This is a genomic window from Ensifer sp. ZNC0028 (assembly GCF_000799055.1).
In the GTDB taxonomy this organism is placed as follows: domain Bacteria; phylum Pseudomonadota; class Alphaproteobacteria; order Rhizobiales; family Rhizobiaceae; genus Ensifer.
Map to the genome: position 1 here is coordinate 1 of NZ_JTLA01000048.1, position 19,660 is coordinate 19,660.

Sequence of the window (19,660 nt, forward strand, 5' to 3'; positions counted from 1 at the left end):
ATGACATCGCGCAGGATGGCATTCAGCGCAAACGGTCGCTCCAGCGAGAGATAAAAGTCGGAAGCTAAAACCGCTCCAGCATTCTCTTGAGCGTCGCGTTCTGCAGACGGAGCTGATTCGCCAACAATTTTCGAAGGCGACTGTTTTCCGCATCAAGTGCGGCCAGTTCTTCGAGAGACGTCGTTGGCGTCGATCTTGATTGTGGATCCGGGTCCTCGCCAACGGATGCCAAAGTTGTAGTCGGCGCTGGGCGGGAAGCTTTCTTCCTGGACGTCTGCTTTGGCGCGCTGCGGGTCTTGGCGACCATGAGCGGGGCGGACGCGGAATCAGCGACTTCGTCATCTGACTGTGCGCCAGCCACCGGGTCAGCCACTGCATGGGCTGGATCGGAGGCTGTCGCGACGGCCGGTTCTTCCACAAAACTCGGAACATCAGCATCAGCGGCGTGATCAGTACCACCGTTGCCGCCCAATTCCCGGTGGCCGAACAGATGAGCCGATTCGGTTTCAATCTCGCGCGCGAGGGTCTTGAGGTCGGTGTTTCCCCATATCGAACCCGTTGGCACTTTTGGCTGACGGCGGCCGGATTTGAACTCAACAACGAACCTGCGTTGTGGCGTTTTCATATAGTTTGAACCCAATGTGGATCGAAATGCTGCGGCACGACTGGTTGCACAAAGTCAGGTGCTTGGATCACAGCCGACCGCCAAAGGAGCAGTGGAGCCACAGCGCTCAGCGCGTGGCTTCTCCCTGCCTCAATCGATGCCAAGCTTCTTGCGCAACTCGGCATTCTCCGCGCGCAACTTTTCCGCCAAGAGCTTTCGCAGCTTCTGGTTCTCGGCCTCGAGCTGCACGAGTTCAGCAAACTCGTCGCCGGCCGAAGCGGATTTGCTGCTCGGCTGATCATCCGCCTTCAAGCTACCCTTCCAGTTATAGTAGGTTTGCTCGGATATTCCCGCGCTTTTGATCGCGTCTTTCATCGTACTCGCGCCGTCAGCGACCTGTGCCCCGATCTGCTTGAGCTTCTCGAGTTTTTCTTGTTCGCTGAATTTTCTGGACTTGGCGGAGGGTTTTGATGCTGTTGCCTTCGAAGTCGCGCTCTTCGTTTCCCCGGCCGCTTTTTGACGTTTTGCTGTGCTTCGCTTTGCGCGTTCAGGTGTGTGCACAGTCGCTGAGCCCTCGGCAACCAGGGTGGCTGGCGTCGTGTTTTCTTCAGGCATTAGTAATCCTTTTTTTAAGATCGCCCTTTTTTCAACCGAGTGAAGGCCAGAGTCAACACGACTCGCCGGCCGATTTTCGATGCCGATCCAATAGGGTATACGAATTGCCTCGTCGTTCTCGCAGCCGTTGTCGGGGCAGCTCGGCTCGATATCCGCGGGGATCCACATTCACGCTCGCCGTCGACGCTTCAACCTCACTGCAGGCCTGGCAGTCGTCGATGGCGCGGGAGTTGCCCGCCCCATCGACGACAGGGTTCAAGACTGAGGCATCTATGGCTGCTCTGCGCCTATGCTTTGCCCAGGACTGACGTGACGGCCTCGGCCGCCGCTTTGACGACAATGTCGGCCTCGTCCATGGTGAGGCAAAGCGGTGGCGCAAAGCCGAGGATATCGCCTTGAGGCATGGCGCGGCCGATGACGCCGCGCTCAAGCAGGGCGGCCGCCACTTGCGGGCCGATCTTCTTTACCGGATCGAAAAAGACCCGGTCGTCCTTGTCCTCAACGAACTCGATTGCGGCCATCAGGCCATCGCCACGCACCTCGCCCACATGCCTGTGATTGGCGAGCGCCTTCGTCAACTCCGCGCGGAAGTAGGTGCCGGTGCTGCCGGCGTTCTCAACCAGGCGCAACTCGTCGATCAGTTCGAGATTGGCAACGCCCGCGGCGGCGCAGATCGGATGGGCGGAATAGGTCCAGCCGTGGCCGATCGCGCCCAGTTCGTCGGAGCCTTGCACCAGCACCTGCCACATCTTGTCCGATACGATCGTGCCGGAAAGCGGTGCGTAGGCCGAGGTCAGACCCTTGGCGATGGTGATGAGGTCGGGCTTCATGCCATAGTGGTCGGATCCGAACATCGTGCCGAGACGCCCGAACCCGGTCACTACCTCGTCGGCGACGAGCAGGATGTCGTATTTTTCGAGCACGGCCTGGATCTTCTGCCAGTAACCCTTCGGCGGCGGCACGATACCGCCCGTACCGAGGATCGGCTCACCGATAAAGGCGGCGATCGTCTCCGGGCCTTCGCCGAGGATCATTTCCTCAAGCTTGTCGGCGCAATATTGCGAGAAGTGCTCTTCATCCATCGAGCGATCCGGACGGCGGAAGAAGTAGGGTGCTTCCGTGTGCAGGATCGGTGCGCGGGGCAGGTCAAACGCGGTATGGAAGAGATGCAGTCCGGTCAGCGAGCCCGTCATCACGCCGGAGCCGTGATAGCCGCGCCGGCGAGAGATGATCTTCTTTTTGTCCGGCCGACCGAGGATGTTGTTGCAGTACCAGATCAGCTTGATGTTGGTCTCGTTTGCATCGGAGCCTGAAAGACCGAAATAGACGCGGCTCATGCCCTCCGGCGCGCGGTCGATAATCATCTTCGAGAGCGTGATCGAGGCTTCCGTGCCATGGCCGACATAGGCGTGATAGTAGGCGAGATTCTTCGCCTGCTCGGCGATCGCGTCGGCGATCTTCTGCCGGCCGTAGCCGACATTGACGCAGTAAAGACCGGCAAAAGCATCGAGGCTCGTTCTGCCGCTGGTGTCGGTAATGTACACACCTTCGCCGCCGCCGATCACCCGGGTCGGTGTTTCGCCACGCGCATGCATGCCCATATGCGTGGAGGGGTGGAAGAAGTGATCACGGTCCCAGGCGCTGAGTTCGTTGCTTTTTTCGAGCATGGTCTTTCCTTTCCCGTATGAAATGTGGCGCGCGCGTTCAGGCGGCCGTGTCGATGCAGAGATATTTGAGTTCTGTGAAGGCCTCGATGCCGTGGCGGGAGCCTTCGCGGCCAAGGCCCGATTGTTTCCAGCCGCCGAAGGGGATCGGTCCGCCGGTGATTTTCACCCGATTGATCGCAACCATGCCGTATTCCAAAGCTCGCGCAAGACGCATCTGGCGTGCGCCGTTTTCGGTGACGACATAGGCGACGAGGCCGTATTCGGTGTCGTTTGCCCGGGCGATCACTTCGCTCTCGGTGTCGAAGGCGGAGACGGCGGCAACCGGGCCGAAGGTCTCCTCACGCATGATCAGCGCATCGTCCGGTACATCCGTCAAAAGGGTCGGCTCGAAGAACAGAGGGCCTGCCTTGTGGCGCTTGCCACCGGTGAGGACGTTCGCGCCGCGTTTCAACGCATCGGCGACCTGTTCTTCCACCTTGGCGACGGCACGCTCGTGCATCAGGGGACCGATCTCTGCTTCTGGTTCGAGGCCCGGGGCAACCTTCAGCGCTTCGATGCGAACCTGAAACGCCTTGGTGAAAGCAGCAACGACGGGCCGTTCGACATAGATGCGATTGGCGGCGAGGCAATCCTGGCCGGAGGTCGCGAACTTCGCGGCGACGGCGATGTCGGCTGCCTTCTCCACATCGGCGTCGGCGAACACGATCAGCGGCGCATGGCCGCCGAGTTCCATGACCAGCCGCTTCATGGTCTCCGCGCACTGGCCTGCAATCAGTTTGCCGATCTGCGTCGAGCCGGTGAAGCTCATGGCGCGAATGCGCGGATCCGTATTCATGCGGCCGACGATGGTGGCGGCGTCTCCGGTCACCACATTGAAGACCCCCGCGGGAATTCCGGCCCGTTCGCCGAGTTCGGCAAGGGCGAGTGCCGAAAGCGGTGTTTCGCTGGAGGGATGCGCGACCACCGTGCAGCCAGCCGCGAGCGCAGCCGCGGCCTTGCGTGTGATCATGGCGGAGGGGAAGTTCCACGGCGTTACGATCCCGACGACGCCGAGCGCCTCGCGCCGCACGATCATCTCTGCTCCGGGCAGATGGCTGGTGACGCTTTCCGCATTCAGCCGCTTTCCTTCCTCCGCGTACCATTCGATGAAGGAGGCCGCGTAGTCGATCTCGCTGCGGGACTCGGCAATGGGCTTGCCCTGCTCCAGGCTCATCAAGAGGGCAAGATCCTCGCGCGCCTCCAGCATCAGGTCGTGCCACTTGCGCAGGATCGCGGCGCGCTGCTGCGGCAGCATGCTGCGCCAGGCGGGCAGCGCGTCACTCGCCGCCGAAATGGCCTCCCCGGTCTGCTCACCATCAAGGGCGGCGACCCAGGCAAGCGTCGCCGCCGAGGCGGGATCCGTCACCTTGAAGCTTGCGCCGTCACGGCCAGAGATCCACCGACCGCCGACATAGGCGAGTTCCCTGAGCAGATGAGGATCGGCAAGGCGGGCAAGCGCGTCGTGAAAGGTCGTGCGGGCAAATACGGCGGTCATGGCGGCCTCCTCCTGTTGTCTGGAGGAAGTCTGCCAGAGGGCGAGGGACAGATTGTCTATTGCCGGGGTAGGCGTCAGAGACTTTGGCCAAAGATGGGGCCGGCCGTAGACAATCTCTCTATTCGGAGGCGGGAAGCAACGTCTCCAGCGGAAGCACAGTCTCCTCCTTCACCGTCTTGGTGACGATGTAGGTGAAGTAGCGGTCGATGCCGAGTTCGCGGTTGAGCAGGCTGTCGACAAGGCGCTGGTAGGCGTCGATGTCACGCGCCACGATCTTCAAGATGTAGTCGACGCCACCGCCGACCGACCAGCAGGCAACGATTTCGGGCGTTGTCGCCACAGCCCGTTCGAAGCGTTCGAAATCCACTTGCCGATGATTGGCGAGCGTCACCTCCATCATGACGCTGGCAACAGGCGCAACGCGTCTGACGGCAACGCGGGCGTGATAGCCGGCGACGATGCCCGCCTTCTCAAGTTTGCGCAGGCGCAGCCAGCAGGGCGTTGGTGAGAGACCCGCCCGCTCCGCCAGCGCCAGCTTGGTGATGCGCCCGTTCTCCTGGATCGCCTCCAGGATACGCAGGTCGATGGCGTCGAGTTTCATTCAGGGCGCCCTCCGGGCGTGTCAAAGTGGAGGAAAAGACAATGGGAAACCATTTTGGCGTTGTCAATTGAACTGATTTTGAGCACTGTTAAAATCATGACAAATTGGCGACCCGATATATCCCAGTTGCGCCGGCCGGCTTATCTCTCTCTCGCCGAACAGATCGCTCGCGCCATCCAGGAAGGGCACTTGCCGAACGGGACGCGCCTTCTGCCCCATCGCAAGCTCGCAGACGACCTGAAGCTTTCTGTGCAGACCGTCAGTCGTGCCTATGACGAGCTGATCCGACGGGGGCTCATTTCCGGTGAAATCGGTCGCGGCTCCTTCGTGCAGACAAGGCCGAAAGAGCCTGAGCCGCCCTATCTGCCCGAGCGTCTTGGCGAGCTTGTCGACCTTTCGATCCTCAAACCCGTGTGCGAACAGTTGCATCTGGAGCGCATGCGCGGAGCCTTCGGCTGGCTGGCGGAAAACCTTCCGTCGAGTTCGGCGCTTTCCTTCCGGCCCAACATGGTTTTCCCGCGCCATCGCAATGTCGCAGCCGAATGGCTGTCGCGTTGTGGACTGGAGGTGTCCCCGCTCAATATCAGCCTCACCAACGGCGCCACCTCGGGCATGACAGTGGCGCTGATGAGTGTTGCTCCGCCAGGCTCGACCGTTGCGACGGAAGCGATCAGCCACCATACGCTCGTACCGCTATCCAGCTATCTTGGCCTTCATCTCGAGGGCTTGCCGATCGATCGCGAAGGCATGATCCCCGAGGCGCTGGATGAGGCCTGTCGCACGGGCGTCATCCGCGCCGTCTTTCTCCAGCCCTCGGTGATCAATCCGACCGCCGCCTTGATGGGGCCTGAGCGCCGGCAGGCGCTTGCCGACGTCGCACGGCGCCACGATATCGCGATCATCGAGAACGACATCCTGGGGCCGCTTGTGGAAGGTCGGGCGCCGCCGATTGCGGCCTATGCGCCGGAACGCACCCTCTACGTCACCAGCTTCACGAAGATCACGGTACCGGGCCTGCGCATCGGCTATCTTGCCGCCCCGGATCGTTATGTCGCAGCGGTTGCCAACCGCCATCTCGTCTCCAACTGGATGGCGACGCCTTCGATCGCCGAGATCGCGACCCTCTGGGTCAGCGACGGCACGGCGATGGAACTTGTCAATTGGCAGCGCCGGGCACTTGGCGTTCGTCACGCGATCGCCGAGGAGGCGCTCGCCGGCTTGCCCTATTATACCCATCCACAGAGCTTGCATGTGTGGCTGCCGTTGCCGGAAGGGCATACGGAAGATGGCTTCGTATCCCAGGCGCGTCTGCGCGGTGTGGCGATAGCGCCCGGCTCTTCGTTCCGCACGGCCGACCAGGGCTGGCAGCCGGCGGTGCGCATCTCGCTCGGCTCGACCACCGAGCAGGAATTGCGCACCGGCCTTGGCATTCTCGCCTCGCTCGCCAGCGGAAATCCGGAAGCACTGTTGCTCGCGATTTGAGTGATCTGCCTTACAAATGGGCGATGTCAGAATAATTGTACTGATATTATTATTGACATTGACATGATTTTGATTGCCGCGCATCGTTGCGTCATCACTTGTCTCAATAGGGAGAGACATGCATGGCAGCGCCGATCATCCGCATCGACAACATCACCAAACGCTACGGTCCCTTGACCGTACTCGACGGTCTGTCGATGGACGTGCTGCCGGGCGAAAAGCTGGCGCTGATCGGTCCCTCGGGATCGGGCAAGACAACGATCCTGCGCATTCTCATGACATTGGAGGCGATCAGCGCCGGCCATATCGAGGTCGACGGCGACCAGCTCTATCACATGCCGAAGAACGGCAGTCTCGCGCCGGCCGATGACCGCCATCTGCACAAGATGCGCGAGAAGATCGGCATGGTCTTCCAGCACTTCAATCTCTTCCCGCACAAGTGCGTGCTCGACAACGTCACGCTGGCGCCGATGCTGACGAAAGGCATGGCGAAGGCCGCGGCGGAGAAGCGGGCGATGGAGCTTCTCGACATGGTGGGCATGGCCGACAAGGCAAAGAGCATGCCGGCGCAACTGTCCGGCGGACAGAAGCAGCGCGTTGCGATCGCCAGGGCGCTGGCTCTTTCGCCAAAGATCATGCTGTTTGACGAGGTGACCTCGGCGCTCGACCCGGAACTCGTCGAAGAAGTGCTGAATGTCATGCGCAAGCTCGCGGTCGAAACAGACATGACCATGCTGCTCGTCACGCATGAGATGGGCTTCGCCCATGATTTTGCCGACCGCATTCTCTTTTTCGACCGCGGCAGAATCGTCGAGGAGGGCAAGCCCGACGAGATTTTCCGCGCACCCAAGCAGGAACGCACGCAGACCTTCCTGCGCAAGATCATCGCGGCAGGGCACCGCGTCTGAGCGGCTTTGCCGCCCGGAAACAAGGCTCCAAACAAAAACCAGGGACAGCCAGAGGAGTTCGGAACGATGAGCATGAGAACCTTTTTGACCATAACCGCCAGCACGGGCGCCCTGACGGCAATGCTCGCCGCAGCACCAGCCTGGGCCGACGGCAAGCTTGAGGAACTGAAGGAACAGGGTTTCGCCCGCGTTGCCATCGCCAACGAGCCGCCCTTTACGGCAGTTGCCGCCGACGGCAAGGTTTCCGGCGCGGCTCCGGACGTTGCACGAGAGGTCTTCAAACGCCTCGGGGTCGAGGACATCGTCGCCTCGATCTCGGAATACGGTGCGATGATCCCGGGCCTGCAGGCCGGCCGCCACGACGTCATCACTGCCGGTCTTTTCATGAAGCCGGAGCGTTGCAGTGCGGTTGCCTATTCCGAACCGATCCTTTGTGACGCGGAAGCCTTCGCGCTGAAGAAAGGCAACCCGCTCGGCTTCAAGAGCTACAAGGATATCGCCGACAATCCGGATGCCAAGATCGGTGCGCCGGGCGGCGGCACGGAAGAGAAACTCGCGCTCGAAGCCGGCGTCCCGCGCGACCGCGTCATTGTCGTGCCGGATGGCCAAAGCGGGCTGAAGATGCTGCAGGACGGCCGTATCGACGTCTATTCGCTCCCGGTGCTGTCGATCAACGCTCTTGTCTCCAAGGCGAACGACCCCAGCGTCGAAGTCGTGGCACCGGTTGAAGGTGCTCCAGTCTATTGCGACGGCGCGGCCTTCAAGAAGGGTGAGGAAGCCCTGCGAGACGCCTTCGACGTGGAACTGGCAAAGCTCAAGCAATCGGGCGAATTTGCCAAGATCATCGAGCCCTATGGCTTTTCGGCCGCAGCCGCGATGTCGACGACCCGCGAAAAGCTCTGCGCCGCCAAGTAAGCGCCGCGGCAATTCGGCCTCTTCCCGAGCCGGGGAGAGGCAGTCCACTCCCTCGTAGTTGGAAGAACGATGACCGACTGGTCTGGTTACATAGGGCTGATCCTTGAAGGCGCGCTCGTGACGCTTGAGCTCACCGTGCTCGGCTCGATGCTCGCCGTCGTCATGGCATTCGTCGCCGGTCTCGGGCGCGTCAGCCGCTTTCTCGTGGTTCGCGCGCTTGCCACCACCTATATCGAATTCTTTCGCGGCACGTCGATCTTCGTGCAGCTGTTCTGGGTCTACTTCGTACTGCCGTTTGCCGGTGTCACGCTGTCGCCACTCCAGGCAGGCGTGCTGGCGCTGGGGCTGAATGTCGGAGCCTATGGGGCGGAGGTTGTGCGCGGTGCGGTCAAGGCGATCGGCCGCGAGCAGCGCGAGGCCTGCATAGCGCTCAATCTCTCGCGCCATCAGGCGATGCGTCATGTCATCTTGCCCCAGGCCCTGCCGCTTATGCTGCCGACCTTCTGCAACAACGCGATCGAACTCTTGAAGGGCACAGCCGTGGTCTCGCTGATCTCGCTCACCGACATGACGTTCCAGGCGCAGGTGGTTCGCGCCCAGACCGGCAGTACGCTCGTTCCTTTCGCAACGATCCTGGTGCTCTACTTCCTGATGGCGCTCGCCATCTCCAGCGGCATGCGCTGGCTGGAACGCCGGGTGACCCGCGGCCTTGATGGCGTGAGGACCTGACGATGGAATGGGACTGGAATTTCGTCTGGGAAATCATGCCAACCCTCCTCGAGGGGCTGAAGATCACCATTCTCGCGACGGTCTTCGGCGCAGCACTCGCCGCCGTCATCGGCCTTGTCTTTGCCATCCTGCGCATGACCGCGCCGAAACCGATCGCGAAGGCCACGGCCTTCATCGTCGAGTTCATTCGCGGCACGCCGCTGCTCGTCCAGCTCTACTTCATCTTCTACGTGCTGCCGGATATCGGCATCCGCCTGCCGGCGATGCTCGCCGGCATCATCGGTCTCGGGCTGCACTATGGGACCTATGCGGCCGAGGTCTATCGCGCCGGCATCGAGAACGTGCCGCGCGGCCAATGGGAGGCGGCAAAGGCGACGAACCTAACCGGCCGCCAGACCTGGGTCCACGTCATCCTGCCGCAGGCGATCCCGCCAATGATCCCGGCGCTCGCCAACTACCTGATCGCGATGTTCAAGGAGACGCCGCTGCTCTCCGCCATCACCGTGCTCGAGCTGATGAACCAGGCGAAAAGCGTGGCCAACAGCAGCTATCGCTATATCGAGCCGATGACGCTGGTCGGGGTCTTCTTCCTGATCATGAGCCTGATCTCCGTCGTCTTCCTGCGCTGGCTGGAAGAGCGGTATGCCCGAGTGGAGGAACGCTGATGCCGACGTCCGATCTTACGCTCGCATCACGCAGGCCGAAGCTTGATGAGCGTCCGCTGGACAAGCGCGTCGGCCTCATCATTCTGGCGACCGACCACACCACGGAAGTGGACTTCCAGCGCATGGTGGCAAACGAGCGGATCGGTGTCTACGCGACCCGCATCCCCTATGCCAATCCGGTAACGCCGGAGAACCTGCGCGCCATGCAGCCGTCGCTGACATCGGCCGCCGCGCTGATCCTGCCGGACGAACCTCTCGATGTCGTCATGTATTCCTGCACCTCCGCCTCCGTCGTCATCGGCGACGCCGAAGTGAAGGCGGCCGTACGCGCCGCCAAGCCGAGCGCCGCCGTTGTCACGCCGACTGCTGCCGCCGCCTCAGGCCTGAGGGCATTCGGCGCCAGGCGCGTTTCGGTGCTGACGCCCTACACCATCGAGACCAGCGAGCCGATGGCTGACTATTTCGTGTCGCTCGGCTTCGACATCGCACGTTTCACTTGCCTTGGCCTTAATGACGATCGGGAGATGGCGCGCATTTCCCCGGACGAAATCGTTGCCTTTGCAAAGCAGGCGACGGCGCCAGACAGCGACGCGCTGTTCATATCGTGCACGGCGGTGCGGGCGGCGGGTGTGGCGGCGGAGATAGAGGTGGCGATCGGCAAGCCGGTCGTGACCAGCAATCTCGCCACAGCCTGGGCCTGTCTGCGCCTCTGCGGCAATGAGACGGCGCGGCCGGAATTCGGCCGTCTCATGACGCTTGCCTATTCGGACCACTAGCCCATGTCGAACCTTGCCGTGACATTGGCCGATATCGAACAGGCGGCCCGACGCATCGAAGGCCGGGTGTTCCATACACCCTTCCTGTCTTCGTCTTCGCTATCCGAACGCTGCGGTGTTCCTGTCGGCCTCAAGCTCGAACACCACCAGACGACGGGCAGCTTCAAGCTTCGCGGCGCCACGAATGCCGTGCTCTCGCTGACGCCTGAGGAGCGGGCAAGGGGTGTCGTCGCTGCCTCGACCGGCAATCATGGTCGGGCGCTCGCCCATGCCGCCAGGGCTGAAGGTTCGATTGCGACAATCTGCATGTCCAGGCTTGTGCCCGACAACAAGGTGTCGGAGATCCGCAGGCTCGGCGCCAATGTCCGGATCGTCGGCAAATCGCAGGACGAAGCGCAGCTTGAGGTGGATCGCCTGGTTGCTGAAGACGGTCTCGTCATGGTGGCACCCTTCGATAACCGGGCTGTCGTTGCCGGCCAGGGCACGCTCGGGCTGGAGATCCTTGAAGCGATGCCGGACGTGGCGACGGTGCTTGTGCCGCTTTCCGGCGGTGGGCTTGCGGCTGGTGTCGCCGCAGCCGTGAAAGGACGCTTGCCGAAGACACGCGTGATCGGGCTCACCATGGAGCGAGGTGCTGCAATGAAGGCCAGCCTTGACGCAGGGCGGCCCGTGCAAGTCGAGGAATTGGCAAGTCTTGCCGATTCCCTTGGCGGCGGCATCGGCCTCGACAATGCCGTGACCTTCGAGATGTGCCGGGCACTGCTCGACGACGTGATCCTGCTTTCCGAAGACGAGATCGCCGCCGGCATGCGGCATGCGTATTGCGAGGAGCGCGAGGTGATCGAGGGCGCAGGGGCGGTCGGCATCGCAGCCCTGCTTTCCCGCCGGCTTGGCGGGCTGGACGGGCCGGTGGCAGTTATCCTCTCCGGCCGCAATGTCGACATGGACCTGCATCGGCGGGTCATCAATGGCGGGGTCGATCCGCTGGCGGAGGCAGCGGCATGACCACGATGAAGATTCTCACCGAGGCAGAACTGAGGCGCATCGTTCCGCTCGATCTTGAAGCGATTGCCTGTGTGGAAGACGCGTTCCGCGCGCTTGCTACCAAGGCGGTCGCCATGCCGCCTATCCTGAGGCTCGACATTCCCGAAGCGCGCGGTGAGGTGGACGTGAAGACGGCTTACGTGCCCGGTCTCGACGGTTTCGCCATCAAGATCAGTCCTGGCTTCTTCGACAATCCGAAGATCGGCCTGCCGAGCACCAACGGCCTGATGGTCCTGCTTTCCACGAAAACTGGCCTGGTAGAGGCCGTACTGCTCGACAACGGCTACCTGACGGATGTGCGGACCGCCGCGGCCGGCGCCGTTGCGGCTCGGCACCTTTCGCGCCCGGATGCCAAGGTCGCCGCCATCTTCGGCGCCGGCATGCAGGCAAGGTTGCAGCTTGAGGCCTTAAGCCTCGTACGGCCGATCCGCGAAGCGCGCATCTGGGCAAGAGACGTTACAAAGGCTAAGGCCGCCGCAGCGGACATGACGGTGAAGCTCGGCTTTCCGGTTCGTGCCGAGGCCGACGGCCGCGCGGCTGTCGATGGCGCCGACATCATCGTCACCACCACGCCGTCCGAAACACCGGTACTTCGGACCGACTGGCTCCAGCCTGGCCAGCATGTCACGGCCATGGGGTCGGACGCCGAGCACAAAAACGAGATCGAGCCCGCCATTGTCACCGGCGTCGGCCTCTACGTCGCCGACAGCCTCAAACAGACGCGCAGGCTCGGTGAACTCCACCATGCCATCGAAGCGGGCCTCGTGACGGAGGGCGCGATCTTCCCCGAACTCGGCGAGATAATTGTCGGGCGCAAGCCGGGCCGCAGCGGCCCCGAGCAGATCACCGTGGCGGACCTGACCGGCACGGGCATTCAGGACACGGCCATCGCAACGCTTGCTGCCGCCCGCGCGGCTGCGACGGGCACCGGCACGATCTTCGAGAGTTGAGACCGGCTTTTCGCCGGGTATAGAGGAAAAACCGATGAAACAAGCGAACCTGAAGTTCTCACTTCCGGAGTATGAAACGCGTCTTCAAAAAACGCGGAAAGCCATGGAGGCCAAGGGCATCGACGTGCTGATCGTCAGCGATCCGTCGAACATGAACTGGCTGACCGGCTATGACGGCTGGTCCTTCTACGTGCACCAATGTGTCGTCGTGCCGCCGACGGGTGAACCGATCTGGTACGGCCGCGGCCAGGATGCCAACGGCGCCAAGTTCACCGCCTACCTCAAGCATGAAAACATCATCGGCTATCCGGACCACTATGTGCAGTCCACCGAGCGCCACCCGATGGATTACTTATCGGCCAAGCTTGCCGAACGCGGCCTCGACAAGCTGACGATCGGCGTGGAGATGGACAATTACTGGTTCTCCGCCGCCGCCTTCGCGTCGCTTGTGAAGCACCTGCCGAACGCCCGCTTTATCGACGCGACCGCCCTCGTCAATTGGCAGCGCGCGGTCAAGAGCGAGGCGGAAATCGGCTACATGCGCAACGCCGCAAGGATCGTCGAAAAGATGCATGAGCGCATCTTCAACAAGATCGAGGTCGGCATGCGCAAATGCGATCTGGTCGCGGAAATCTATGATGCCGGAACCCGTGGCGTTGACGGCATCGGCGGCGATTATCCGGCGATCGTGCCGCTACTGCCCTCGGGCGTGGAGGCCTCTGCACCGCACCTCACCTGGGACGACCGGCCGATGAAGACAGGCGAGGGCACCTTCTTCGAGATTGCCGGCTGCTATCACCGTTACCACGTGCCGCTCTCGCGCACCGTCTTCCTCGGTAAACCGACGCAGGCCTTCATCGACGCGGAAAAGGCCACGCTGGAGGGCATGGAGGCAGGCCTCGAAAAAGCGCGACCCGGCAATACCTGCGAGGATATCGCCAACGCCTTCTTCGCCGTGCTCAAGAAGTACGGGATCGTGAAGGACAACCGCACGGGCTATGGCATCGGCGTTTCCTATCCGCCGGACTGGGGCGAGCGCACGATGAGCCTGCGTCCGGGCGACCGGAGCGAACTAAAGCCGGGCATGACCTTCCACTTCATGACGGGGCTTTGGCTCGAGGACATGGGCTTCGAGACGACCGAGAGCATCCTGATCACCGAGAGCGGCGTCGAGTGCCTCGCCAACGTGCCGCGCAAGCTTTTCGTGAAGGATTGAACCATGCGGGAACTCAACCTTCGTCCCTCGCCGATCAGTTCTACGGTCGATTTTTCGGCCGAAGGCGTTCATCACGGTTTCTTGCGTCTGCCTTACAGCCGCGACGATTCCGCCTGGGGCTCGGTAATGATCCCGGTGACGGTCGTGAAGAACGGGGAGGGCCCGACGGCCCTTCTCACCGGCGGCAACCACGGCGACGAATATGAGGGGCCGATTGCGCTCTTCGATCTCGCCCGCACGCTGAAGGCCGAAGAGATAACGGGTCGCGTCATCATCGTGCCGGCGATGAACTATCCGGCCTTTTTGGCCGGCGCCCGCACCTCGCCGATCGACAAGGGAAACATGAACCGCAGTTTCCCGGGGGCGCCGGACGGCACAGTGACCCAGAAGATTGCCGACTATTTTCAGCGCACGCTGCTACCGCTTGCCGATATCGTGCTCGACTTTCATTCCGGCGGAAAGACGCTCGATTTCCTGCCCTTCTGCGCGGCCCACATCCTGCCGGACAAGGCACAGGAGGAGAAATCCTTTGACCTCGTCAGGGCATTCGGCGCCCCGTGGTCGATGAAGATGCTGGAGATCGATGCCGTCGGCATGTACGACACGGCCGCGGAGGAGATGGGCAAGGTCTTCATCACCACCGAGCTTGGCGGCGGCGGCACGGCGACGGCGAGGAGTGCTGCCATCGCCAAGACGGGCGTTTCCAACGTGCTGAAAGCGGCGGGCATCATGAAAGGCACTGTCGAAAGCGCAGAAACCACGTGGCTCGACATGCCCGACGGAAATTGCTTTTGCTTTGCCGAGGACAGCGGCCTCATCGAGCCGTTCGTCGATCTCGGCGACCAGGTGAAGAGCGGGGAAATCGTGGCCCGGATCTACCCGATCGGCCGCACAGGCGACGAACCGCTGGACATCAGGGCAAAGATGGACGGCATCCTCGTCGCTCGCCATTTCCCCGGCCTCGTCAAATCTGGCGATTGCGTCAGCGTGCTGGCAACCATTGTCACGGCGTAGGTCGGAGGATCATCGGCGGCCGTCGTTTGCGAACCATCGCCCGCGCGATTGGGGGGCACCGCGCTCGCGTCGATAAGGCGTGAGTTGAATTAACGCACCCTGCGGAATTGGCTGACGTCAAGGCCGGCCAGTTCTCTCCAGGCGTGCTCGAATTTCGAACTCGCAGATTGCCAGGGTGGCATGGCCCGCCTGGCAGTCACGCGCGCCAGGACAATGCCGCCTGCGCGTTCGACAGTCACGATGACGCTACGGTGCCTGTCGTCTTCCGCGATCTTGTCGGCGATCGACCTGCCATTGGTCACCGCCTGACTGTCATTGGCGTGAAACGCCCCATGGTCATCGCGACTGATCCTGCCGGACAGGTGAATATGAAAGAGGTATCGGGGCATGTTGCCACTCGAGCAATGATTGCTTTTTCTACTTCTTAGCAGTCTTGCTGATCTATTGCGCGTGACAGTTGCGTGACATGCCTTGTGAGACGTGACGAAGCTACAATCGATGTCACGCGAGGTGAGGCTGCGTTTCAGAGCGGCCGAGTGGTTGGCTGCACCGTTCTACAGCGCACGTTTCCGATGAACAGGGTCTTCGGCCGTCGATCGCGGTTCTCTCCAGGCAGAGTTCGCCCCCTGCTGTCTCACGCCCTTTTCGCGTGACGGGTGCTTCTCGGCGCAGCGACGGTGGAACGTTCAACCAGGCGGACGCCGAGATTGACCCGGCGCACATTGATTTCGGGGTCGTTGATCCGTTCCAGCAGAAGCTGGATTCCGGCGCGGCCAAGTTCGCCCCGATCGATGCGCATCGTCGTCAGTGGCGGGCGGCTGTGCCGGGCGATGGCAATATCGTCGACCCCGATGATCGAGAAGTCTTCCGGAACCGCGTGGCTGCTGGCTTCGAGAGCCTGCATGACGTTGATCGCGATCAGATCGGTGCTGCAGAAGAACGCGGTCGTGTCGGCGAAACGTCCCTGCTTTATGGCCTGCCGTATCGCCGGCGTGGTGTCGGGCTCTTGCAGGCCCATGCGGCCGAGATCGAAGAGGTGCCTGTTTTCGTCGAAGGTCATCCCGGCCTCCTCCAGCGCGATCCGGAAGCCTTCGAGCCGCCGGCGCAACGACAGGCGGTGGGGAATGGTCACGTGCACGATTTCGCGGTGGCCGGCCGCAAGCAGCCTTTGCGCAGCGAGCCAGCCGGCGGACCAGTTGTCGGGCAGTACGCAGGAGAGCCGCATCGTCCGGTCCATGCCGTTGATGATGACGGCCGGGATGCCGCTATCGACAATCCTGTCGATCATGACGGGATGGTCCATGCCGAGCACGACAAGGGCGCCTGGCCGGATGTCGCGCAGAATGTCGGAGATTTCGCTGATGGCGATCTCCGGATCCAGCGAGACGAGCCGGACGTCGATCCTGAGCGAGCTTGTGCTGGCCTCTGCAAGCACGCCTTGGATCACGTCCTCGTAGAAAGCCGAACTTGCATAAAACTGGGCCGGCATCACCAGCACAGTGCTCTCGACGCCGGCGCGGATCAGCGAGCGCGCCGCCCGAACCTGGTAACCCAGCCGCTCCGCATGGTCGAGGATCTTGCGCCGGCTCTCGTCGCCGACGCCACCGCGATTGTTGAGCACCTTCGATACGGATGCGACCGAAACGCCCGCGGCGTCGGCGATGTCCTTGAGTGTCGGGGCGTTCGATTCGTCATCCATATCGACGAAGATCCTAACTGGCCGCGGAAGGCGAGATTGATGGCGGCTGCATGGTCATGATCGTCCACTACCAGAAGAAGCGCGTGTGCCCAAGCGACCGCATCAACGCCTCCATGAAATAATAGTCGCCATAGGGCAGCATCGCATCGGAGTAGCCGGCACTGGCATGGGCTGCGCCATGGGCGAGCAGCCCTTCCGCCTTCGGATCGCCGGTCAGGTCGCAACTGTCGAGCAGGCCGCCGATCAGGCGATCGCCGAGTGCGTACCAGCGCTGTGCCTCCTCCGGTTCACAAAGCCCGGCGAGGATGAAGGTGCCGGCCGCCATGATCGCGCCCGCGGAACTGTCGCGGGGCGCTGACTTGGCATCGGGAACCGAATAGTCCCAGACCGGAACGTCGTCGTTGCCCATCAGGGCTTCGGCCTTGGCAGCCAGACGCCTGGCCGCGTCGGCGAAGTGAGGGTTGCCGGTGGTTGCCGCGCATTGCGCATAGCCATGGATCAGCCAAGCCTGGCCGCGCGACCAGCAGGAATCGTCCGCATATCCTTGATGGGTCTCCCCGCGCAGCGGCTTGCCGCTTGAAGGGTCGAACAGGAAGGTGTGGAAGCTCGTGTCATCGGCGCGAACCAGGTGCTTCAGGGTCGTTTCGGCGTGGCCGTCGGCGGCTTCGGCAAAATCGCTGCGGCCGGTCTCGCGGTGGGCCCAGTGCAGCAGCGCCAGGTTCTGCATCGTATCGACGATGACGCGCCCATTGACGAATTCGGCGCGAATGCCGCCATGGATCGGACGCGCATTCCAGGCCTGGATATACCGTGCATCCGGGCGATAGCGCTCAAGTAATCTTGCCGCAGCCTCAAGAGCGAGATCGCGAGCCTCCCGATCGCCCGTCAGCAACCACTCCGCAACGCAGCTCAATGAAAACTGGAAGCCGAGATCGTGGTCTTGCGCATCGCGATGGCGCAAGATGTCGCGAAAGACGGCGCGGCGGGCCCGCGCGGCGTTCAGAAAGCAGGGGTCGCCCGTGAGTTCCAGCGCAAGCCAGAGCTGGCCTGCTTGAAAGCTCACGACCCAGTCAAAGGGTCCGCAATAGCTCCAAGTCTGATCCGGCAGGCCGATCTTCGGATTGCGCAGGCCGATCGTCGGCATGGTCTGGCGCAATTTGGCAATGCAGCGTTCCAAAGCTTGCTGGTGACGTTCGCGATTGGGACGATTGCCAACCATTTCGACCGCGTTGAAGTAGCCGTTTCGTTCGATGCGCATGATAAGCCTCACGTTGGTTTCGTGAAGTTTTCGCACGATTACGATAATTTCGTCAACTACGAAACTTTCTGTTGACGGGAAAATTTCTAACCGGTAGGAATCGGATGCTCGGGAGGAGCCGGGCATCGCAGGAGAGGTACCATGTCCATATCAGGGACAACTGAAAGACCGGTTGCCGGCAGCGGGCTCAGGTTCGCAGAAAGCTTGGCCGGTTACGGCTTTCTGACGCCGTGGCTCATCGGCTTTTTTCTGCTGACGCTCGGGCCAGCGGTCGCTTCGTTCTATCTGTCTCTGACCGACTACAGCGGCCTTGGCGCAGCAAACTGGGTTGGCGCGGAAAACTACGTGCGCATCGCGACCGATGATCCACGCTTCTGGACCGCGATGAACGTGACCTTCACCTTCGTGCTGTTGTCCGTTCCCTTGAAGTTGCTCTTTGCGCTTGCCGTGGCCGTGGCGCTGAACAGGGGGCTTGAAGGCCTGTCGCTCTTCCGTGCGATCTTCTACCTGCCGTCTCTGGTGGGCGGCAGCGTCGCCGTGGCGGTCCTGTGGCGACAGGTGTTTGCCGGCGACGGATTGCTCAATCAGGCGCTCAACACGTTGTTCGGTTTCGAAGGGCCAAGCTGGATCTCGAACCCTTCGACGTCGCTCTATACGCTCGTTCTCCTGGCGGTCTGGCAGTTCGGATCCTCGATGATCATCTTTCTCGCCGGTCTGCGTCAGATCCCGCAGGACATGTACGAGGCGGCAAGCATCGATGGCGCCGGCAAGGCACGGCAGTTCTTCAAGATCACCTTGCCGCTTTTGACGCCGGTGATCTTCTTCAATGCCGTGATCCTGACGATCGATGCCTTCAAGGCGTTTACCTCGGCCTTTGTCATCAGCGACGGAACCGGCGGCCCGATCGACTCCACGCTGTTTTACACGCTCTACCTCTACCAGGAGGCCTTCACCAATTTCCGCTTCGGCTATGCCTCGGCGCTGGCCTGGGTCCTGGTGCTCATCATCGCCTTCTTCACCGCCATGTCATTTCTGACGGCCAGGTTCTGGGTTCACTATGATGACTGATGCCGCTCTTTCGACGACCACCATCGCTTCGCGCGCCGACGCCGGCGCATCCACCGCATCCCCGTGGAAACGTGCTCTGCTTTATGCGCTGCTCGTGGCGGTCAGCTTTCTCATGCTCTATCCGCTGCTCTGGATGGTGGCGAGCTCGTTCAAGCCGGACAGCGAGATCTTTACCTCGACGGGCCTGATCCCGACCGATCCGACGGTCGATGCCTATCGTCGCGGCTGGAGCGGCTTGAGCGTCGGCTTTGGCTGGATGTTCTTCAATTCTCTGGTGATTTCGCTGCTCGTCGTCATCGGCAATCTCTTTTCCTGCTCGATGGCGGCCTATGCCTTCACACGGCTGCGTTTCAAGGGGCGCGGCTTCTGGTTCACGCTGATGCTCGGCACCTTGATGATGCCGCAACATGCGGTGCTGATTCCGCAATACGTGATGTTCCTCAAGCTTGGCTGGGTGAACTCCATCCTGCCACTGGTGGTGCCGAAGTTCCTGGCGATCGACGCCTTCTTCATCTTCCTGATGGTGCAGTTCTTCCGGGGCATCCCGCGCGAGCTCGACGAGGCGGCCATCATGGATGGTTGCGGCCCGTTGCGTATCTTCCTGAAGGTGATCCTGCCGCTCTCAACGCCTGTTTTGGCGACGGCAGCAGTCTTCTCGTTCATCTGGACCTGGGACGATTTCTTCGCGCCGCTCATCTACCTGAACGACATCGAAAAATACACCGCCCAGCTGGGTCTGCGCACCTTTGTCGACTCCACCGGGACGTCGGACTGGGGCTCGCTCTTTGCCATGTCGACGCTGACAGTGCTGCCAATCTTCATCCTCTTCATGCTGTTCCAGCGACTTCTGATCGAAGGCATCGCGACAACCGGCATGAAGCGCTGACATCAACTGGAATTGAGAGATAGGACGGA

20 protein-coding genes are annotated in these 19,660 nt (G+C 61.9%); 12 read left to right on the forward strand and 8 right to left on the reverse strand.

Going from position 1 to position 19,660, the window contains the following annotated elements; genetic code table 11:
- Positions 1–64: 64 nt before the first annotated feature.
- From L981_RS33735 to L981_RS12355, 5 genes are all read right to left on the reverse strand, one after another.
- Positions 65–625 carry a hypothetical protein gene (locus L981_RS33735; RefSeq protein ID WP_082005995.1) on the reverse strand — a complete coding sequence of 187 codons (561 nt, stop codon included), beginning with the start codon at positions 623–625 and terminating at the stop codon, positions 65–67.
- Between the two features lie 129 nt (positions 626–754).
- Entirely contained in the window at positions 755–1,387 is a 633-nt protein-coding gene (locus L981_RS12340; protein ID WP_371258862.1) for a transposase, read from the reverse strand.
- Between the two features lie 119 nt (positions 1,388–1,506).
- On the reverse strand, positions 1,507–2,886 hold the full coding sequence (locus tag L981_RS12345) for an aspartate aminotransferase family protein (RefSeq protein ID WP_043616007.1): 1,380 nt from the start codon (positions 2,884–2,886) through the stop codon (positions 1,507–1,509).
- A gap of 37 nt (positions 2,887–2,923) precedes the next feature.
- Entirely contained in the window at positions 2,924–4,420 is a 1,497-nt protein-coding gene (locus tag L981_RS12350) for an NAD-dependent succinate-semialdehyde dehydrogenase (RefSeq protein ID WP_043616009.1), read from the reverse strand.
- A 118-nt stretch (positions 4,421–4,538) separates the two neighbouring features.
- Positions 4,539–5,021, reverse strand: a complete 483-nt coding sequence (locus tag L981_RS12355; protein WP_043616012.1) for an Lrp/AsnC family transcriptional regulator — start codon at positions 5,019–5,021, stop codon at positions 4,539–4,541.
- A 60-nt stretch (positions 5,022–5,081) separates the two neighbouring features.
- Between L981_RS12355 and L981_RS12360 the strand changes: the two genes are divergently transcribed.
- The 10 genes from L981_RS12360 to doeB all read left to right on the forward strand — a co-directional run bounded on the left by L981_RS12360 (position 5,082) and on the right by doeB (position 14,720).
- Positions 5,082–6,503, forward strand: coding sequence for a PLP-dependent aminotransferase family protein (locus L981_RS12360; RefSeq protein ID WP_245281623.1), 1,422 nt, complete (start codon positions 5,082–5,084; stop codon positions 6,501–6,503).
- Between the two features lie 122 nt (positions 6,504–6,625).
- Positions 6,626–7,411 (forward strand): ectoine/hydroxyectoine ABC transporter ATP-binding protein EhuA, encoded by a 786-nt coding sequence (ehuA, locus tag L981_RS12365; protein WP_043616018.1) that lies wholly within the window; start codon positions 6,626–6,628, stop codon positions 7,409–7,411.
- Positions 7,412–7,483: 72 nt separating this feature from the next.
- Entirely contained in the window at positions 7,484–8,326 is an 843-nt protein-coding gene (ehuB, locus tag L981_RS12370; RefSeq protein WP_043616021.1) for an ectoine/hydroxyectoine ABC transporter substrate-binding protein EhuB, read from the forward strand.
- A 69-nt stretch (positions 8,327–8,395) separates the two neighbouring features.
- Positions 8,396–9,055, forward strand: coding sequence for an ectoine/hydroxyectoine ABC transporter permease subunit EhuC (gene ehuC, locus L981_RS12375; protein ID WP_043616023.1), 660 nt, complete (start codon positions 8,396–8,398; stop codon positions 9,053–9,055).
- A 2-nt stretch (positions 9,056–9,057) separates the two neighbouring features.
- A complete protein-coding gene (ehuD, locus tag L981_RS12380; RefSeq protein ID WP_043616026.1) occupies positions 9,058–9,720 on the forward strand; it encodes an ectoine/hydroxyectoine ABC transporter permease subunit EhuD in 663 nt (220 codons plus the stop codon).
- Positions 9,720–10,496 (forward strand): ectoine utilization protein EutA, encoded by a 777-nt coding sequence (gene eutA, locus L981_RS12385; RefSeq protein ID WP_043616028.1) that lies wholly within the window; start codon positions 9,720–9,722, stop codon positions 10,494–10,496. Before ehuD ends, eutA begins: the two co-directional genes overlap by 1 nt.
- 3 nt (positions 10,497–10,499) lie before the next feature.
- Positions 10,500–11,501, forward strand: a complete 1,002-nt coding sequence (gene eutB, locus L981_RS12390; RefSeq protein ID WP_043616031.1) for a hydroxyectoine utilization dehydratase EutB — start codon at positions 10,500–10,502, stop codon at positions 11,499–11,501.
- A complete protein-coding gene (gene eutC, locus L981_RS12395; protein WP_043616037.1) occupies positions 11,498–12,490 on the forward strand; it encodes an ectoine utilization protein EutC in 993 nt (330 codons plus the stop codon). The genes eutB and eutC overlap by 4 nt, the downstream gene beginning before the upstream one ends.
- Positions 12,491–12,524: 34 nt before the next feature.
- On the forward strand, positions 12,525–13,706 hold the full coding sequence (gene doeA, locus L981_RS12400) for an ectoine hydrolase DoeA (RefSeq protein WP_043616039.1): 1,182 nt from the start codon (positions 12,525–12,527) through the stop codon (positions 13,704–13,706).
- A gap of 3 nt (positions 13,707–13,709) precedes the next feature.
- A complete protein-coding gene (gene doeB, locus L981_RS12405; RefSeq protein WP_043616041.1) occupies positions 13,710–14,720 on the forward strand; it encodes a N(2)-acetyl-L-2,4-diaminobutanoate deacetylase DoeB in 1,011 nt (336 codons plus the stop codon).
- An 89-nt stretch (positions 14,721–14,809) separates the two neighbouring features.
- Here the strand turns inward: doeB and L981_RS12410 are convergent, their stop codons facing one another.
- From L981_RS12410 to L981_RS12420, 3 genes are all read right to left on the reverse strand, one after another.
- Positions 14,810–15,109 carry a hypothetical protein gene (locus L981_RS12410; protein ID WP_043616044.1) on the reverse strand — a complete coding sequence of 100 codons (300 nt, stop codon included), beginning with the start codon at positions 15,107–15,109 and terminating at the stop codon, positions 14,810–14,812.
- A gap of 245 nt (positions 15,110–15,354) precedes the next feature.
- Entirely contained in the window at positions 15,355–16,419 is a 1,065-nt protein-coding gene (locus L981_RS12415) for a LacI family DNA-binding transcriptional regulator (protein WP_043616047.1), read from the reverse strand.
- 67 nt (positions 16,420–16,486) lie between these two features.
- Positions 16,487–17,677: a glycoside hydrolase family 88 protein gene (locus L981_RS12420; protein WP_052201761.1), complete on the reverse strand. Its 1,191-nt coding sequence runs from the start codon at positions 17,675–17,677 to the stop codon at positions 16,487–16,489.
- A 141-nt stretch (positions 17,678–17,818) separates the two neighbouring features.
- On the opposite strand from L981_RS12420, the gene L981_RS12425 reads away from it, so the two are divergent.
- Positions 17,819–18,745, forward strand: coding sequence for a carbohydrate ABC transporter permease (locus tag L981_RS12425; RefSeq protein ID WP_052201762.1), 927 nt, complete (start codon positions 17,819–17,821; stop codon positions 18,743–18,745).
- Positions 18,746–18,857: 112 nt separating this feature from the next.
- The gene (locus L981_RS12430) at positions 18,858–19,631 is read left to right on the forward strand and encodes a carbohydrate ABC transporter permease (RefSeq protein WP_223737547.1); all 774 of its coding nucleotides are present in this window, start codon (positions 18,858–18,860) and stop codon (positions 19,629–19,631) included.
- Positions 19,632–19,660: the final 29 nt, after the last annotated feature.

What these genes read in the sequence shown, in the direction of transcription:
- L981_RS33735 (WP_082005995.1), bottom strand. Translation starts at nt 625, where the DNA reads ATGAAAACGCCACAACGCAGGTTCGTTGTTGAGTTCAAATCCGGCCGC.
- L981_RS12340 (WP_371258862.1), bottom strand. Translation starts at nt 1,387, where the DNA reads ATGTGGATCCCCGCGGATATCGAGCCGAGCTGCCCCGACAACGGCTGC.
- L981_RS12345 (WP_043616007.1), bottom strand. Translation starts at nt 2,886, where the DNA reads ATGCTCGAAAAAAGCAACGAACTCAGCGCCTGGGACCGTGATCACTTC.
- L981_RS12350 (WP_043616009.1), bottom strand. Translation starts at nt 4,420, where the DNA reads ATGACCGCCGTATTTGCCCGCACGACCTTTCACGACGCGCTTGCCCGC.
- L981_RS12355 (WP_043616012.1), bottom strand. Translation starts at nt 5,021, where the DNA reads ATGAAACTCGACGCCATCGACCTGCGTATCCTGGAGGCGATCCAGGAG.
- ehuA (WP_043616018.1), top strand. Translation starts at nt 6,626, where the DNA reads ATGGCAGCGCCGATCATCCGCATCGACAACATCACCAAACGCTACGGT.
- ehuB (WP_043616021.1), top strand. Translation starts at nt 7,484, where the DNA reads ATGAGAACCTTTTTGACCATAACCGCCAGCACGGGCGCCCTGACGGCA.
- ehuC (WP_043616023.1), top strand. Translation starts at nt 8,396, where the DNA reads ATGACCGACTGGTCTGGTTACATAGGGCTGATCCTTGAAGGCGCGCTC.
- ehuD (WP_043616026.1), top strand. Translation starts at nt 9,058, where the DNA reads ATGGAATGGGACTGGAATTTCGTCTGGGAAATCATGCCAACCCTCCTC.
- eutA (WP_043616028.1), top strand. Translation starts at nt 9,720, where the DNA reads ATGCCGACGTCCGATCTTACGCTCGCATCACGCAGGCCGAAGCTTGAT.
- eutB (WP_043616031.1), top strand. Translation starts at nt 10,500, where the DNA reads ATGTCGAACCTTGCCGTGACATTGGCCGATATCGAACAGGCGGCCCGA.
- eutC (WP_043616037.1), top strand. Translation starts at nt 11,498, where the DNA reads ATGACCACGATGAAGATTCTCACCGAGGCAGAACTGAGGCGCATCGTT.
- doeA (WP_043616039.1), top strand. Translation starts at nt 12,525, where the DNA reads ATGAAACAAGCGAACCTGAAGTTCTCACTTCCGGAGTATGAAACGCGT.
- doeB (WP_043616041.1), top strand. Translation starts at nt 13,710, where the DNA reads ATGCGGGAACTCAACCTTCGTCCCTCGCCGATCAGTTCTACGGTCGAT.
- L981_RS12410 (WP_043616044.1), bottom strand. Translation starts at nt 15,109, where the DNA reads ATGCCCCGATACCTCTTTCATATTCACCTGTCCGGCAGGATCAGTCGC.
- L981_RS12415 (WP_043616047.1), bottom strand. Translation starts at nt 16,419, where the DNA reads ATGGATGACGAATCGAACGCCCCGACACTCAAGGACATCGCCGACGCC.
- L981_RS12420 (WP_052201761.1), bottom strand. Translation starts at nt 17,677, where the DNA reads ATGCGCATCGAACGAAACGGCTACTTCAACGCGGTCGAAATGGTTGGC.
- L981_RS12425 (WP_052201762.1), top strand. Translation starts at nt 17,819, where the DNA reads ATGTCCATATCAGGGACAACTGAAAGACCGGTTGCCGGCAGCGGGCTC.
- L981_RS12430 (WP_223737547.1), top strand. Translation starts at nt 18,858, where the DNA reads ATGCTCTATCCGCTGCTCTGGATGGTGGCGAGCTCGTTCAAGCCGGAC.